This window comes from Streptomyces sp. NPDC058246, assembly GCF_042881985.1.
GTDB lineage: Bacteria > Actinomycetota > Actinomycetes > Streptomycetales > Streptomycetaceae > Streptomyces.
In genome coordinates this window covers 391,284-407,077 of the sequence record NZ_JBHVWZ010000003.1, presented here as the reverse complement: position 1 = coordinate 407,077, position 15,794 = coordinate 391,284, and the positions used below count along the sequence as shown (strand labels likewise).

11 protein-coding genes are annotated in these 15,794 nt (G+C 68.2%); 3 read left to right on the top strand and 8 right to left on the bottom strand.

Annotated elements, in window-relative coordinates; all coding sequences use genetic code 11:
- Nucleotides 1–7 precede the first annotated feature (7 nt).
- From ACFVXA_RS06785 to ACFVXA_RS06770, 4 genes are all read right to left on the bottom strand, one after another.
- Nucleotides 8–2,341: a hypothetical protein gene (locus tag ACFVXA_RS06785; protein ID WP_390024055.1), complete on the bottom strand. Its 2,334-nt coding sequence runs from the start codon at nucleotides 2,339–2,341 to the stop codon at nucleotides 8–10.
- Nucleotides 2,342–2,415: 74 nt separating this feature from the next.
- Entirely contained in the window at nucleotides 2,416–2,805 is a 390-nt protein-coding gene (locus ACFVXA_RS06780) for a DUF6507 family protein (RefSeq protein WP_384018371.1), read from the bottom strand.
- 72 nt (nucleotides 2,806–2,877) lie between these two features.
- The gene (locus tag ACFVXA_RS06775) at nucleotides 2,878–3,189 is read right to left on the bottom strand and encodes a pore-forming ESAT-6 family protein (RefSeq protein ID WP_383910587.1); all 312 of its coding nucleotides are present in this window, start codon (nucleotides 3,187–3,189) and stop codon (nucleotides 2,878–2,880) included.
- 23 nt (nucleotides 3,190–3,212) lie between these two features.
- A complete protein-coding gene (locus ACFVXA_RS06770; RefSeq protein WP_384018368.1) occupies nucleotides 3,213–3,545 on the bottom strand; it encodes a hypothetical protein in 333 nt (110 codons plus the stop codon).
- A 635-nt stretch (nucleotides 3,546–4,180) separates the two neighbouring features.
- Here ACFVXA_RS06770 and ACFVXA_RS06765 point away from each other — a divergent pair.
- Complete coding sequence (locus ACFVXA_RS06765) at nucleotides 4,181–4,876, top strand: hypothetical protein (protein ID WP_390024053.1); 696 nt, start codon at nucleotides 4,181–4,183, stop codon at nucleotides 4,874–4,876.
- Between the two features lie 69 nt (nucleotides 4,877–4,945).
- Here ACFVXA_RS06765 and ACFVXA_RS06760 read toward each other — a convergent pair whose 3' ends face one another.
- The 4 genes from ACFVXA_RS06760 to ACFVXA_RS06745 form a co-directional block, all read right to left on the bottom strand.
- Entirely contained in the window at nucleotides 4,946–9,358 is a 4,413-nt protein-coding gene (locus tag ACFVXA_RS06760; RefSeq protein WP_390024051.1) for a Tat pathway signal protein, read from the bottom strand.
- Nucleotides 9,359–9,481: 123 nt separating this feature from the next.
- Nucleotides 9,482–9,880 carry a hypothetical protein gene (locus ACFVXA_RS06755; protein WP_390024049.1) on the bottom strand — a complete coding sequence of 133 codons (399 nt, stop codon included), beginning with the start codon at nucleotides 9,878–9,880 and terminating at the stop codon, nucleotides 9,482–9,484.
- A gap of 80 nt (nucleotides 9,881–9,960) precedes the next feature.
- Nucleotides 9,961–10,860: a hypothetical protein gene (locus ACFVXA_RS06750; protein WP_390024047.1), complete on the bottom strand. Its 900-nt coding sequence runs from the start codon at nucleotides 10,858–10,860 to the stop codon at nucleotides 9,961–9,963.
- Between the two features lie 29 nt (nucleotides 10,861–10,889).
- Nucleotides 10,890–11,384 (bottom strand): hypothetical protein, encoded by a 495-nt coding sequence (locus ACFVXA_RS06745; RefSeq protein ID WP_362029405.1) that lies wholly within the window; start codon nucleotides 11,382–11,384, stop codon nucleotides 10,890–10,892.
- A 509-nt stretch (nucleotides 11,385–11,893) separates the two neighbouring features.
- On the opposite strand from ACFVXA_RS06745, the gene ACFVXA_RS06740 reads away from it, so the two are divergent.
- Together ACFVXA_RS06740 and ACFVXA_RS06735 are read left to right on the top strand one after the other, a co-directional pair.
- Nucleotides 11,894–13,153, top strand: coding sequence for a hypothetical protein (locus tag ACFVXA_RS06740; protein ID WP_390024046.1), 1,260 nt, complete (start codon nucleotides 11,894–11,896; stop codon nucleotides 13,151–13,153).
- A 296-nt stretch (nucleotides 13,154–13,449) separates the two neighbouring features.
- Nucleotides 13,450–15,777, top strand: coding sequence for a DEAD/DEAH box helicase (locus ACFVXA_RS06735; protein ID WP_390024044.1), 2,328 nt, complete (start codon nucleotides 13,450–13,452; stop codon nucleotides 15,775–15,777).
- Nucleotides 15,778–15,794 lie beyond the last annotated feature (17 nt).

The following is a 15,794-nucleotide window of genomic DNA, read 5'->3' as shown; positions in this document are numbered from 1 at the left end:
AGATTCCTTACGGGAAAACGGGGCCGTTGGGCGGAACAGTGACGGATCCGTCAATGAAGCGCAGGTGGAACGTGGCCCCTGCTCTCCTGGCCTGAAACTCAGCTTCCTTGAACATCTTAGCGTTGAGATCTGCAATCGATTGATGTACATCCAAGATGGCGATCTTCGCATCGGCCGTACCGCCTTTGAGCTGGGTGGCAGCCTTCTTGGTCGCGCTCTTGATCCCCTCGATGTTGTCGACGTCCTTGAGTTGGTAGCCGTAATGCGGTGTCCCGTCGGAGTGGAGCGTGGTGACGTCCAGATCGAGCCCGGTCGCATCGTCCTTGAGCTCGAACGCGAGATGGGAGAAACCGCGACTCTGCAGTTCTGTTGCCTGGTTCAAAGCCATGTAGGCGGCAGGAACCATGCTCTTGTTGGACTTGCTGGCGCCCTGCTTGCACATCTTGAGGATCTCGTCGTAGTTCTTTACCCCGCTCAGATGCCCACGAGAAATCAGGTCCGCGACATCGGCACCGAACGGCTCCTTGCTCAGGGTGCGGATCACACGAGCCTGGTCCTGCGGGGATATCTTTGCTCGGCTGAGCTCCTCGATGAGTCCTGGTTCCTGCTCGGGCCGCATCGGCTCGGAGGGCGAACCCGCAGTCCCCGTTCCCCTGCTGTACCGCTCCGGGGCAATCTCGTCGATGGGGGTGCGCGGCGTACCGGCGGGCCCTGTGTGTCCGGCGTGCGGTGGGTCCTGATCCCCGCTGCCTGTCGGTCCGTCGTGGCCGGCACTTGTAGGTTCGTGGCTATGCCCACTGGTGGGGCTGTCCATGCCGCCACCGGTCGGCCCCTCGCCGTGGGAGGGGGTGGCGCCGCGTGCCGAGTCGGCAGATGATTCGTGGCCTGCGGACGGAACGTGTCCCGAATCATGAGCGGCGGCGCCAGGTGCATGGCTGCCCGATTCGCGGGGAAGGCTGTTCGCCCCGCCGGGCACAGCGTCTCCCGTCCGCCCGACAGCTCCGATGTCATCGCCACCGCCGTGCGCGGCGACCAGGGGCGCATCGCGGTGGGCGAGGCTGTTTTCGAGCATGGTTCGGTCGGCGGCCGACAGCTCGACGTGGGCTGCTGCCTTGGTGCCGTCCGCCTTGATGACAGAACCGTCGTCGAGATTGAGCCGGGAGCCGTCGGGCCACTCGATGTGGTTTCCGACCACGACCGGAACGTCGGCGGCGGCCTTGAGGATGCTGCCGTCGGGCTGGACCTTGCCTGCGCCAGTGATGATGTCGGTGTACGCGCCGGCGCGGATGCCCTTCAGGCTGGTGAACAGGTCGGCGACCTTGACCGTGCCGAACTTGGCGGCCTTTCCGATGTACGTGATCGGGTCGACGAGTTTGCCGGCCTTGCCGAGGAAGGCGACCGTACGGGCCGCGGCGCCGCCCTTGGCCGCGGCTCCCGCACCTCCGGTGAAGACGGTGGTCAGCACGTTGAAGGTGACGGCACCGGAGGCGCGTGCCGGGTTTGTGCCCCACTGGTCGTAGGCGACCAGCGCCTTGCCGGTCTCGATGACCGTGTCGCGGGACTCCTGCAGATAGGTGGGGAGCTTGTCGTCGGGGAGCATCCAGTAGGCGTAGCCGAGCGGGGTGGCGCTGATGAGGACGCCGGTGGCCAGCTTGCCCAGCCCGTCCCAGGCTTTGCCCATGGCGTCCAGGCCGTCGACACCGACGAGCGTGCCGAGGCCCTTGATGGTGCCCCACACGCCGTCGATGACGAAGCCCTTGCCGAACTCGGCCATCTCGTGACCGAGCCAGTCCAGCCCGTGGCGCTCCTTCTCGACCGTCTTGCCCCAGGGCAGGTCCTGGGATTGCTCGAGTACATCGGCGGTGAAGCCGTACAGGGACTGGTCCCGGTTCAGCCATCGCTTGGCGGCGCCGTCCTCGATGATCAGGGTGGTGCCGCCGACCAGCGCGGTGATCTTGTTGTGGCAGGTGACCTCGGCCTGCCAGAAGGCCGCTGTGGTGGTGTTGACGTCGTGCACCAGGTCGTTGTTGAGCGAGACGTTGTCGTCGTCCTCGCGCCAGTGGTCGTCGCCCGCGATGTGCGCCCGAAATGTAGTGGCCCGCTCCTTGAGGCTCTTGAGCTTGGTCACCAGCGGACGGATCTCGTCTTCGTAGGCGCTCAAAGCAGCGCCCACCTTCTCCAAGTCATCCGCGAATGCGTCCGACTTGGTGGCCACGGGTGCAGTGGTGGCGAACAACTGGTCCGCTTCCGGGGCCGCGTAGAACGCCGACAGCCCCTGGAATGTGGAGTGCACGTTCGCCCCGGACAGCCGGAAGATGGACGCCTCGGCGCCCAGGGTCACCGCGTCCAGGCCCAGCTGTTCGATGTCACCGGTGAACTGAGGAATCTCTGCAGGGTCTATCAGATCCGGGCCGCTCACTTCGTGCCCTGCTTCCCGCCTGCCCCGGGCAGGTCGATCTTGGGCTCCTTGAGGGCCTCCTGCTGGGCTTTCGCGGCCATCTCCAGGTCGCCCGTGACGTAGTAATTGGTGGCTGTGGCCGCCCCGGTCATCGAGTCCGATGTACGTTCCGCCACGTACATCAGGTCCTTCTGGTACGCGTTGAAGAACTCACCCAGCGCAGCGGCCACCGGCCCTTGGGTGCCGCTCTTCTCCACGCCGCCCTTCTCGATGGTGCCCGCCGACTTCGCGGCACTCGGCACGGTCTTCTCGAGCGCCTTGCCGGTGTTCGACAGTCCCTCGGCTGCCGTAGCGGTGTTGGTGAGGACGCCCTGCACCCCCGAAGGGGAGATATCCCAAGCCGTCACGTAAAGCCCCCGTATTCCCGTACGTCAAACCGCAGCTCGCCGCCGCGGTTCAGTGCCCCGTAGCTGCTGGACTCAGCCGATGTTGTCGACCGCGGCGCGCGCCTTGGCCATGGTCGACTGCGCGGTCCCGTCGTTCTGTTCCAGCGTGGTGCGGACGAGGCGGATGATGTCGCGGACCTCGTTGGCGGCGTGGTTCCAGCGCTTTTCCTTGCCGTGGTACTCGTCGGCGACGCCGTCGGCGGTGAAGTCGGCCATCGCGGCCTGCACCGCTCGGTCGCGGTCGCCGAGGACGCGTTCCAGCTGGCCGATGATGCCCTGGAGGCTGCCCTGCACCTCGCTGGAGGCGCCGGTGTCGTACGAGCGGCGGTCCTGGTTCTGACCCATGGTCAAGTCCCCCTGCGTGTTTGCTATCGGACGCCGAAGCGGGCCGCGTCGAAGTTGGACTGGCCCATGTTCTGGTGGGCGTTGTCCTCCTGCTCCAGGTCACCGGAGCCGAACGCGGTGTCCATGCCGGACTGGCCGCCCAGGATCGCGCCGAGCGACCCGTTCAACGCGTTGGTTATCTCGTCCGTGTGGGACTTGAAGGAGTCGAACGCGGCCTTGCCCGCGCCGTTGAACTTCCCCTCCAGCGGCTCCGCCGCCTGCACCAGCCACCGGATCAGCGTGCCCAGGTCCTCGGTCGACCCGACCGTGCTCTTGCCGAGATCCGCCAGGGTCGACGACCCCATGTCGAACTTCATCCACCCGCCCCCGTAAGTGTGTTGTGTATCGCCACTACCTGATCGCCCCGGTGTACCCGTGCGTCACGCACGACTCACAGCGCGTCGAACATCCTCTCGCGTCACCAGTTGCAGGCGCAACGCGGTATGGGGCGAAGTGGCGTGATCTATCCCATGAGTTGGCTAGCTGCGCTCCCTGGCCGAGGGCTGGATACCGGCCCGAACACCTGCCGGGTCGCACTGCTGATCGGAGGCCGACGGAACGGGACTCGCGCCATGGCCGCTTGAGAAGTACGCCACAACCACCACGCCCCGACGCAGGGCGGCCCCGGTGAAGGCGGCATGAGATCTCAGCGGTGAATGCGGGTGACGATGCCGGTTGTTCGAACTCGGTGCTGACCATTCACTGTCGTCCTCCGCGGTAGCCTCAAGACAGGGAACGGCTCCACTCGACCCTCGATTACATGCCACCTGCCGAGTGCGAACGCGGCTGCTGGCGGAGCCGGTCCCGAGCTCCGCAGTCCGCCTGGAGCAAGATCACCGGACTCTACGAACCTTGGTGCAGTTCAGCCCCCATGGCTCGTCCGCGTCTTGCGCCTCTGGTTGATGTGCCGGAGGCCACCGTTTCGGTGGCGGCCGGCCATAGGCTCGTCGGCATGACCGATGACCATCTCCCCCGCGTTCTGGAACGGCTCGACGCCTGGCTCGAAGCGAACGCGCCGGCCGACCACGCGGCACTGAACCCCCCTGCCTCGCAAGGTGACATCAGCAAGATCGGTGAGTACTTGATCGAGCTGCACCCCGACGTCGTCACCTGGCTGAAGCGGCACGACGGAGTCACAGCCGCGACCGGCTCCTCCTTTGCCGGGTTCCTTCTGCCGGGCGGCTATGCCCCGAACACCGCCGATGGGATGAATGCCGGCCAGCGCGAGATGGAACGGAAGGTCGCGTGGAGCCTCGACGAGGAGGACGAGGGCGAGATTCACTGGTTCACCGTCGAGGACGGGCACGAACTCGACATCATCGGTGACGGAACGACTGTCTACTCGACCGAGGACCTGGGACTCGTACCGGCTCCCACCACCTGCCACATCCGGTGGGTCCCGTTCGCATCCTCGACGGAATCCGGACACGACTTGATCGTCGACCACCGGCGAGGGCCGACGCACGGGGCTGTACGCAGGATCGAGCCGGACGCTGTGGACCCGAGTGCTGTGGTGTGGCCCAGCGTGAGCGCCATGTTCACCTCCGTGATCGAAGCGCTGGAGACGGCGCGGCCGATCACGTTGGGAACGGTGGCATACGTGTCGAGAGTCCTTGACGGCGCTCTCGACTGGGAGATCGTCCGCTAGGCGCCGACATGCAGAAGGGGCCGACGAGTCGGATATCCTCGCCGGCCTCTTCTCGGTCCGTCGTATCAGCTACGGGCGGACCTCACACACCTCACCGATGGCGCACCCCTCCAGTCCCGGCGCTTCGATGTAGAACGCGTCATCGTCCGCGACCCGCGCCTTCGAGTAGAAGTTCCCCAGCCGGCCGCCGAGGCCCTGGTTCTGCTTGGCCGACATGGATGCGCGACCGCACAACTCCTTCCATGTGGGGTCGGGATACCGCTCGTCGTAGTACAGGCGCCACTTGCCGTCGGTGCTCTTCTGGGCGTACAGCTGGACGCATTCCTCGCCATTCTGAACGAACCGGCCGCCGCTTTCCTTGGTGGCGGCGAACGGGAACTCGTCGCAGTCCACGCCCGACGTGCCCGGCTTGGTGATCTCCGGTGTGGCCTTGCTGTTCGTCTGCCATGACGTGGGACAGATCGTGTTCCGGTTCGACCTGCGCACGGAATCGTCGATCTCCCGGTGCAGCGGCTTCTTCTCCTTCTCGCTGCCCGGATGAGAGGGCAGCTGTTCCCGCAGCAGCCAGTAGTAGGCGGCGGCGACCGGGTACTTCGCGGTGTTGAGGGTGAACTTCGGGATGTGCTTCTCGAACACACAACCCGTCGAGTTGTTGACGTACACCGAGTTGTCGCACCTGACCTGGCTGAAGTAAGTGACGGTCGGCTGGGTGATCTTCAGTGACCCGGTCGCGGCGGACGGCTTGAAGTCCAGCCAGAACTTCCGGTCGAAGGTCTGCTCCGTTCCCTCGTCCGGCTTCGTCCAGGTGGTCGTCTTGCTTGCCGCCGCCCAGTGGTGGTCGGGCAGCCCTGTCCACGTCGTGGAGCCATCCCAGGAGGACGAGTATTCGACCTTGCAGTTCGGTGCGCAGTCCGAATTCCAGGAGTCCAGCGATACGGTTCCCAGGGTGGAATCGATCGTCAGGGCACTGACGGCGAGGATCTCGCGCATCGTGTTCTTGTAGCTGTTGGCCAGCTTCGTCTCATGGCGGACGAGGAACGTCGCATCGCCGATGTGCGTGACCTTGCCGTTGTCGACCCGGTCGACGCTGATCAGCACGGCGAACATCAGGCAGGCCTCGCGCCGTTCGAGCGTGTAGCCGCTGACGGAGGGATCGGTGCCGCACCAGGTGACCAGGGTCCCGTTCGGTCCGGCGACCCCGGGAGCGAGCCGAGGAGCGCGGGCGAACAGGGAAGGGTCGACTGCGGTCGTGTTGGTGACGCACTCCCGCAGGCCGTCCTTCGTCACGCAGTGCTGTGCCTTGCCCCCTTCGGCGCTCCGTATCAGGCCGGGCAGGGGTGTGGTGATGACACCGTCGGGGTTGGGCTGCTTCTCCTTGTCGTCGTCGACGAAGTCGACGTCCTCGGCGTTGTCGTCGGCGTCCGGGAGGACGAGGCCACCGACCCCGGCGTCGGGTATGCCGTAGTCGCCGGGCACGAAGGCGGCCGCGTCCCAGGCGATGTCCTTGTCCGCGGTGCCCGAGCCGGTGGTGTTGGAGAGCCTGACCTGGGGTGTCTTGTCGTTGAAGCGGTAGGCGCCCAGGGACACCCAGGAGTGGGACTCGTTGGCGCTCTGGTCGATCGTCTTCTTCACGATGCCTTCGGCGGTGTCGATCTCATACACGGCCTGCTTCGTCTGCGCCCCGGTGTCCGGGATGTGCACGTAGACCTTGGCCTGCTTCTCGGCCACGGCCCTGTTCAGCCTCCAGGTGCCGAGGACGGTCAAGGGGCCTGTCGGTCCGCCGAGATGGTCCTTGTCGCGTTCGTGGGCGTACCAGAAGTGGCCCTGGTAGCCGCCGCCGATCTGGAACAGGTCTCCCTTGGCCTCGTACTGGCCGTCGGAGTCGGGGCGGAAGGTGAACTCGAAGCTACCGTCCGTCTTGGTCTTGCCGCAGTCGCTCCAGGTGTCGGTGCCCGCCGGATCGGACTCCACGACCAGGGATCCCGACGGTGCCCCGGAGCAGACGGGGGTGCCGTACTGGAGCCGGTATCCCCGTCCGGGCTCGGCCCGGAGCGTGGCGTATTTTATGTCCTCGTGGCCGCAGGTGGTGGCGCAGTCCTTCTTCCACGTCACATTGGAGCCGTTCCACCAGTACTGCTGGTAGCACGCGGCGTCGGGGCAATCCGGCGGGCTGGAGACGCTGCAGTGGTTGGCTGTGTTGCAGAACGCGTCCAGCGGAGGCTTGATCTTGCTGCGCTGCCCCGCGTCGACCCACCAGGAGGGACGGAAACCGGCGGAGGAGAACCCGGACTCTCCGGGCCAGTCCTGCCGTCCATCGGTCGAGTAGGAGTGGCCGGTGTCGATGGACCAGGCGGACCAGCCCATCACCTTCTCCTCATACGGCCAGTCCTGCGGATGGGCGGCGTCACGGCTGGCGTTCGGGTCCACGGAGGTGTCCATGAACGGCAGCCGAGACGCTGGGTAGAAGGGGTTGGCCGGGTTGTTGTACCAGCCCAGACCCCAATGCCCGTTGTTCTTCGACGCGTCCGACACCCGGTTGAAGCCGAGGTTGTAGTTCCACAGCTCGGCGAACCAGTTCTCCGGCCTGGAAGGGTCGTCGTTGTTGACCGTGATGGTCTGCCCGCTGGTGTGGAGCTCGTTCCACTTGTCGGCCAGGATGTACATGGACGCGGCGACGTTCACCGAGTAGTCCAGCGCGACGGCCTTCTGCGTGGCCGGAGGCAGGCTGGTCTCGCCGGGCTTCTCGTGCCCGGCCAGGCGCATGCCGTCGGTGACCTGCCCGACGCCGTAGCCGCAGTCCGACTTGTCCCAGTGGATCTTCCAGTAGTCGGCCGGGTCGCTGCCCTTGTGGCCGTAGAAACCGGCGGTGGCGGCGAGCGGGCTGCCCATCTGGCCGGGGATCACACCAGGTTCGGCCTGCCACAAGTTCGACTCCTGGGCGAGGACGCCGAGCATTACCTGGGCGGGGATGCGTCCGCCGCCCTTCAGCGTGGGCGGCGGAAACATCCCCTGGGGGTCGATGGTGCCCAGGCCGGTCTGGGAGCGCCATCCACCCTGGTTGACCCACTTGGCGCGCAGTTCACCGCGGACGGCCAGGTCGATCGCCCACTCGACCTGGTTCGGGGTCGGCTGAAGGGCCTGCGCGTTGACATCGTTGCGGGGGACCGAACACCAGCGGTCGGTGTCGACCGGGTTGTGGGAGACGCCGGAGCCTGCCGCGGCCCGCGAGGTGTGCGCCGTGGAGGTGCTGGCGGAGAGGGACGGGGACAGGGCCTGGTCGCCCCGCCTGGTGCCAGCCCGGGTGACGGACTGGGAGACCTTCTGCCCGGTGGCCGTCGCGGTGCTGGTGACGATCACCGGCTCCGCTGCACCGCCGTTCCCGTGGGTGCGAGCCTGCGCCGGGGCGGGCTCGGCCTTGGTGAACCCCTTACCCGCGTTGTTGATACGGGCGAGGCCCGCCTTCACGCCGGGCGTGAGCACCGTGTCGACGGCCAGGCGCCCGAGGGTGGACACATCCGCTTCCGCGGGGGCGTTCAGCACGGTGACACCGGTACCGTTCGTGTGCCGTTGCCCGTCCGGGTGGCCGGTGAGGAACACCCGGTGCGCCTCACCCTGCTTCAACGACAGGTCGCCGAGTCTGCCCGAGGCGGCGACAGCCGGTTTGCCGCGGCCGCGCCACAGCTTCACCTGCGCCGTGGTCCTGCCGGGATCGAGGAACGCCGCCCGCCCCTTGCCGGAGGGCCGGATCTCGTACGGCACACCGTTCGTGGCCGCGAGATCCCTCACCGTCCCCGACTTGTCGATGTGCACGAGGTGATGGCCGCGTGCCCCGACCGCGCCGTCCTCGACGGGAACCCCGGAGGTGATCTGGCCGACGGCGGCGGCATCAGCCACGGTCTTCCCGCGCGTGTCGACGGTGACCAGACGCGTCTTGTCGTCGCGGTACGCGGAGAACGTGGCGGTGTGGGTCTGCGGGTTGCAGGACGGGTCGAAATAGGCGAGCGACGCCGTGAACGCCAGCTTCGTCACCTGGCCGGTGTGGAGGTCGACGATTGCGGTGAACGCGCCGCCCTGCATCAGATCGGGCTTGTTCGTGTACGCACGTGGCGCATACACGACGGCGGCATGGTCGCGGTCCATGACGCACTGGTTGCCGATCCACGAATCGGCCGGAATACCGGGCTCCGCCAGGGTGGCCTGGGTCTGCCAGGCGTAGGCCTTGGCGCTGTCGGCGACGAGGATCCTGAACCCCGCTGTGTCGGCGGCGGAGGTGACGGCTCGGTCGGTGGAGGACTTCCACCCCTTCCCGAGCCTCTGGTCCGGGTTCTTCACCCCACCCGTCGCCGCGGGCGCGGAGGCCTGTTCGCCGTCGCTGTGGCCAGGATGGGCGGAGGCCGGCGCGACCTGCAGCAGGCCACTGGTCAGCGCGGCACACGCCACCAGGGCGGCCAGGGGTATGTGTGGTCGTCTTCTGAGTCTCAAGTGAGAAGTTCCCCGATTTCTTGTGATGGGTTTTCCGTACGCCATGTGGCAGGGCATGGCTCGACCCGCCCCCTGGTACAGGAAGTCAGGGCACGCGGCGGGGCTTGAGAAGGGACCGGCCGGTTACTCCCGTTGCGTGTCGAGGACGCGAACGCCTTCGAACGAATTCGCCTTGGCCCACGGCACGCTGACCTTGCCGGTGTAGCTGCGAGTGGCCTCGACGTGTTGCGTGACGGTCTTCGTCGCCTCCATGCCGCCGGAGTCGTCCATGCGGCCGAAGCCGAAGGTCACGGTGTAGTCCAAGGGGCCGGGACTGGTGTTGTGGATGACGTACTCGGCCACCGCCGCCATGTGTCCGTGGTCGTACTCGAGGCCGGACCCGGTGACCTCGATCTCCGCTGTCTCAACGGCGGGCTTCGCGCCGGCATCGGCGTTGACCTGGTCCTCGATGTACCAGGCCGCTGCGCCGAGGACGAGAACGACGATCACCAGCCAACCGAGGAGGGTTCTTCTGCTGGGCATGGGGGTCCTCACAAACCGTCGCGCCCCCGGTCGGGCTGAACACGAGCGCGGGATGGTCGACTACGGGGCTGACAAGCCCTTCAGCGGTTGCTTGTCCTGGCGAGAACGGCGCGAGCGTTGCCGATCAGCTTGGTGTTGCGGACCTTGGCCGCCTCCAACTCCTTCTTGTGGGAGGCGATCTGCTTCTTCTGGTAGGCAACCTCCGCCTTGTACCAGATGTCGACGAGTTGCGTGGACTTCTTGCAGCCGACGTCCGCGACGGCCGCTGCCACCTCCGCCCGTGCGGGCGTGGCGGACCGCGCCTGGGGGAAGGCACCCGCGGCGTCGAGTGGAGACCGCGCCTTATGCCCGTGGTCGTTCATGCACGCCGACCATGCGGTGATGGTCTTCGCCACCGTGGCCTGATTCTTCGTCGCCTCGAACGACTGGGCGGACAGGTCGCCGACGGGATCGGTGGGGTTGATGATGCCGATCTTCTGGTTCGCCTCGGGGATGCACGCGCCGGCCAGCATGTCGTCCCATACCTCGGTGCGGCCCTCCGCCTTCTCCTCCGCGTCCGCCTCCTCCTGCTCTTGTTCGGGTGTCAGCTCGGAGGGCAGCTGGTAGCCGTGGGTGCGGGCCGCATCCGGGTCGGTGAGGCCGTAGCGGCGTTCCATGTTCGCCGCGTTGAAGCCCACCGGAACAGTGCTGCGGGCGGAGGGCGGGTTAAAGGTGAGCCCGTGCTCCTTCATGCACGCCGACTCGACCGCCGAGCGTGCGTCCTCGATGTCGGCGATGTCGGGGGAGGACAGCATGTAGGTCTCAAGCGGCAGCCGTTTGCCCTTCACGAGGCCCCGGTCAGGGACCTTCTTCGGCCACACGGCGGACGGCGCACTCCGGCTCTGAGCCGCCGCGGGGCGGCTTCGGTCGCCGCCGGCGGTGTGTGCGGCGCTGGCGTAGGCAGCGGTCGCGGTGACCGTGACACACGTGGCAGCGGCCATCAATGCACGTAACGAATTCCCACTGCCCATCAGTTCCTCCGCTGGGACTCGTTCTTGTTCTTGACGTTCGACTCGAGGTTGTGGGCGATGCCGTCCTTGCGGGGGAAATAGGTCGAATACCCGTAGTAGTTCGTATCGGAGAACACGTGGTACGAGTGCGACGGGTCGTCGTTGGATCCGGATGCCGCCTTGTGGTAAATGGCGTCTCCCGTGCCCCCGCCGTCGTAGCACGCCGACGTGAAGAAGCCGAAAACATAGCGGACGACCGAGGCCCCTCCGTTGGGCGAATAACCCCACGCGTTCGGGACCGACTTGTTGGCCATGAAGCACGAACTGTGCGACACCCACGTCTGGGACGACCGCGAGTTGTAGTGGAGGCGGAAACAGTACTTGTTCCCGGACGAACTGCACGCGTCGCTGACGTACGAGGTCGGAGTGGCGGCGGCGGGCGGTGCGGTGGCGAGAACGCCGACGGCGAGAGCTACGGCGGCAGCGGTAGCGGCGGCGGATCGCGCAAGACGCAAAGAGCTTCCCCCTTCTTGAACGAAGAGAACGCATCCGGGAAAGGGGCATGATCAAGCGGACACGCTCCCCGGCGCGTAAAACCAGCCGCTGGAGCATGGATTGGTCTGATCCATTCATCCGCGGCCCGACAACCCTAGCCACAGCATGAACATGGCGGTCAAGGGCAAAAGAGGGAGCTACGCCGGGCCTGGCGCGAAAACGACTTCGGCAGTGGCGGTGATCCGGAATGCGCAGACCAGGCGCGCAGCCCATAGGTCACCTGTGTGTTTCCTGTGAGGCAGAGGGGAAGGCGGAGGATGCTGGATGCTGGAGCGGAAGGCTGGTTCCACTCCTCCTCACGATCAAACTGAGAGCTACCCCACAACCGATCTGACGATGGTTTCTTGGTGCTCGCGGCGCACTCGTGAACAGGAACAGCTCACCCGGCCCTCCGGAGCCAAGAGCCGGAGCCGCAGGGGCGTCGCAGTCTCCGGTCGTCCTGTCAGTCCGGTCTGCCATCATCCCGGCCATGTTCTACGACGCCCTGGTGGCCGCATCCCGTAGGAACGACCCGCTCGACGATGTGCGTTGCGCTGCCGTCGGCCGTGTGCGCCCGCTTGTCGGCCTTCTGGAACGGCAGCGCGCTCAGCCGGGTTGGGAGCCGGGGCAGGACTACGAGGGGTTCCAGGCGGCGAGTGCGGCGACCTGGGACGAGATCGACGGGTGGCTCGCGGCCCTCCCGGACGAGGAGGGCCGGGCCGCGGTCCTGTGCCTCATGCTGGCCACCTGCTTCGACGACACGGGCTTTTGGGAGTACGACTCCCAGATCAAGGCTCTGATCTCGCGGGTGCGCGGCTGGACGCCCGACGAGGTCGCGGTGATGCTGCTCCGTGTCACCGAGTACGACATGGGCTACCAGTTCGCCATATCGCTGGGGTTGGCGCTGAACGCCGCCGAGCGGCTCGGCGCCGACGGCCGCCGTGCGGTCGCGCCCCGGCTGCGGCACGCCCACGCGGAAGTCATGGACTCCCAGTTCGACGCGCGCCTGCGCGGACCGCTCACCAAGCGGCTCCGTGCGCTGCTCGCGAGCGTGGACGAGGCGCACATCCCCGAGGGCCTGATCCCCGCGTACGCCGCCTGGGCCGGGGCTCTGCGCGAGCGGGCGAACACCGGCCCGACGCCGGAACTGGCCGAGTTCGTACGGCACCTGGCGAGCCTGTCGGGGCCGCGTCCCCCGCAACGCTGGCGGCGGACGAGCCTCGCGCTCACGGACGCGGTGTCGGGGCGGAACCTCGTGGCCGAGGTCCTGCGGGCGCTGGCCGAGGGCGAGCCGGAGTGCAGCAGGGGACACGGTCCGCACAGGGGCTGGCTCCTCGGAGACTTCCCTCACCACTACCTCGTCCACCAGAACGACGGGGACCTGGCATGCGGCATCGTCTGGACGGCCGCGCTGACCGCCGGGCCGGCCGCGGTGCCGTACCTCGATGCCCTGGCCCTGCGCACCGGCGGACCCGGAAGCGACGTGGCGGAGGACCTCAAGCTCGCGGGCGCGACGATCAACGCCCTGGCCGAGGTGGACGATCCGGCCGCCCTGGAGGCCCTGTGGCGGCTGCGGTCCCGGATCAGGCACCGGGCCCTTCGCAAGCAGCTCGACACCGCGCTGGTGACGGCGGCCGCGCGGCAGGGCATCACCGCGGGGCAGCTCATCGAACGCGGTGTGCCCGGCCACGGCCTGGCGCCGGACGTCGCGCTGCCGTCCATCCTCACGCAGATCGAACGAGGTGCCTGAGGACCACCGTGACCATGCCCGGCCCCGGCCCCCAGGCCCCGGCCTCGACGTCGACGACCCGTTCGACCTGCGGGCGCCTCGGGTCCCCGGTCCCCGTTCGGGTCCCTGGTCCCCGTTCGTGTGCCCGGCGCCGGTGGGGTACGGGGGCAGCGGTCGTCCTCGACGCCGACTGTCAGTGCCGCGTGGAAGGATGCGCGCATCGGTACGGATGGCAGGGACGGCGTGGCAGGGACGGCACGGGTAGCACCGGTTGCCCGGCCGGCGCGGGCGGTACGGGCGGCACATGAGGGGGTGTCATGGCGGGAGTCGAGGAGGCGGTGGACCCATCGGCCCGGGTGCTCGGAGGCGGGCCGGGCACGGAAGACGCGCTCGTCGGGCGGAAGGCGCGGGCCCTGCTCGCCCAGGCCGCGCGGCTGCACGAGGACGCGCGATTGGTGCTCACCGATCACGCCCGCGCCCTCGAAGCGGTGCGTACGGCATTGGCGCCGCTCCACGCCGAACTCGTCGCCAAAGAACTGGAGTCCATCCCGGTCGCACGGCTGAAGGACGTCACCGAGGGGCGGCTGCGCCTCGGCGCCATCGAGGCGGCCGGGCTCGGCTCCGTGCGCGCGGTGTACGAGGCGAGCCGTTACGAGCTGCGGCAGATCCCCGGTGTCGGTGCCCAGACCGCCGACCAGGCGCTCGCCGCCGCGCGTCAGATCGCCCGCGCGGTCGAGGAGACCGTCTCCGTACGCATCGACGTGGACCATCCGGAACCCCGGACCACCGCCCTGGTCGTCGCGTTGCGCAGACTCGTCGAGGCGGGCCCCGAGCTGCGCCGCGCGGTGGACGCCGCCCGGCAGCTCGACGAGCGGCTCGGCGCGCTGCTGCCGGCGGCGCGTCCGGCCACGGGATGGCTGCGCCTGGCGGTGACCCCACGGCGCCGGCGGCGGAGCGCGTTCGCGGCGGTCACCGGGATCCGCGAGCTGACCGCCGACGCGGCCACCAGGGACGTACGACTGCTGCTCGCGCAGGCCTCCACGGACCTGCTGCGCGAACCGGCCTCCGACATCGAGGCGTGGGTCGACTTCGAGCTGCGCTCCACGGAGTACTACAGCCAGCTCGCCGAGGTCAGTGAGCACAAGGACACCGCGGACGTCGAGGCCGCCGAGGGCTTCCTGCCGTCGGAGGTCGCCGAGCGGGTCCACGGGCAGACCCTCGACGACACCCACCGCCGGGTATCGTTGCGCGGCTACCAGTCCTTCGGCGCCCGGTTCGCCCTGGCCCAGCGCCGGGTCGTGCTCGGCGACGAGATGGGGCTCGGCAAGACCGTCCAGGCCATCGCGGTGCTCGCCCACCTCGCGGCCGAGGGGCATGGCCACTTCCTGGTGGTGTGCCCGGCCAGCGTGCTGATCAACTGGACCCGCGAGATCCGCGCCCGCAGCACCCTGCGGGCCCTGCCGGTGCACGGCGCCGACCGGCAGGACGCGTACGCCGAGTGGCGGGAGCGCGGCGGCGTCGCGATCACCACCTTCGACGTCCTGCACACCCTGCCGGCCCACCCCGGCGGGGCCGCCCCCGCGCTGCTCGTCGTCGACGAGGCGCACTACGTGAAGAACCCCGAAGCCCGCCGCTCCAAGGCGGTCGCGGCCTGGACCGACCGCTGCGACCGCGTCCTGTTCCTCACGGGTACGCCGATGGAGAACCGTGTCGAGGAGTTCCGCAGCCTCGTCCGCTACCTCCGCCCCGAGCTGCTGCCACGGATCCACAACAGCAGCGCGGCCGCCGGTCCGCACGCCTTCCGCACCTCCGTCGCCCCCGCCTATCTGCGCCGTAACCAGCGGGACGTCCTCACCGAACTCCCCGCGCTGCTCCAGGTCGACGAGTGGGAGGAGTTCAGCGCGGCCGACCAGGAGGCCTACCGCGAGGCGGTCGAGGCGGGGAACTTCATGGCGATGCGCCGGGCCGGGTACGCCGACGCGGAGAAGTCCGCGAAGCTCCAGCGTCTGCGCGAGCTGGTGTTTGAGGCGGCCGAGAACGGGCTGAAGGTGGTCGTGTTCTCGTACTTCCGCGATGTGCTCGGCACGGTCCAGGAAGCCTTGGAAATCCCCGTTCGACAGGCCTTGAGCGAGGGCAACGGCGAGGGAAAGGGCACGGGCAACGGCGAGGGGAAGGGCAGGGGCACGGGCAACGGCGTGTTCGGGCCGATATCGGGATCCGTCCCCGCCGCCCACCGCCAGCGTCTCGTCGACGAGTTCACGGCGGCCGACGGACACGCGGTGCTGCTCTGCCAGATCGAGGCCGGTGGCATCGGCCTCAATCTCCAGGCGGCGTCCGTGGTCATCCTCTGCGAGCCCCAGGTCAAACCGACCCTGGAGCACCAGGCCGTGGCCCGCGCCCACCGCATGGGCCAGGTCCGCCCGGTCCAGGTGCACCGCCTGCTCGCCCCGGACAGCGTGGACGACCGGCTGCTGCGCATCCTGCGGAACAAGGACCGCCTCTTCGACGCCTACGCCCGCCGCAGCGACACGGCGGAGGCGACCCCGGACGCGGTCGACGTCTCGGACGGAGGGCTCGCCCGCCGCATCGTGGAGGAGGAACAGCAGCGGCTGGCCGAAGAGCGCCGCCCGGCCGCCCAGGGCTGAACACGGGCCCGGGGTGC

Excerpts from the sequence above, each read along its gene's own strand:
- ACFVXA_RS06740 (WP_390024046.1), top strand. The coding sequence starts at position 11,894 with ATGTTCTACGACGCCCTGGTGGCCGCATCCCGTAGGAACGACCCGCTC.
- ACFVXA_RS06750 (WP_390024047.1), bottom strand. The coding sequence starts at position 10,860 with ATGGCCGCTGCCACGTGTGTCACGGTCACCGCGACCGCTGCCTACGCC.
- ACFVXA_RS06770 (WP_384018368.1), bottom strand. The coding sequence starts at position 3,545 with ATGAAGTTCGACATGGGGTCGTCGACCCTGGCGGATCTCGGCAAGAGC.
- ACFVXA_RS06765 (WP_390024053.1), top strand. The coding sequence starts at position 4,181 with ATGACCGATGACCATCTCCCCCGCGTTCTGGAACGGCTCGACGCCTGG.
- ACFVXA_RS06775 (WP_383910587.1), bottom strand. The coding sequence starts at position 3,189 with ATGGGTCAGAACCAGGACCGCCGCTCGTACGACACCGGCGCCTCCAGC.
- ACFVXA_RS06755 (WP_390024049.1), bottom strand. The coding sequence starts at position 9,880 with ATGCCCAGCAGAAGAACCCTCCTCGGTTGGCTGGTGATCGTCGTTCTC.
- ACFVXA_RS06735 (WP_390024044.1), top strand. The coding sequence starts at position 13,450 with ATGGCGGGAGTCGAGGAGGCGGTGGACCCATCGGCCCGGGTGCTCGGA.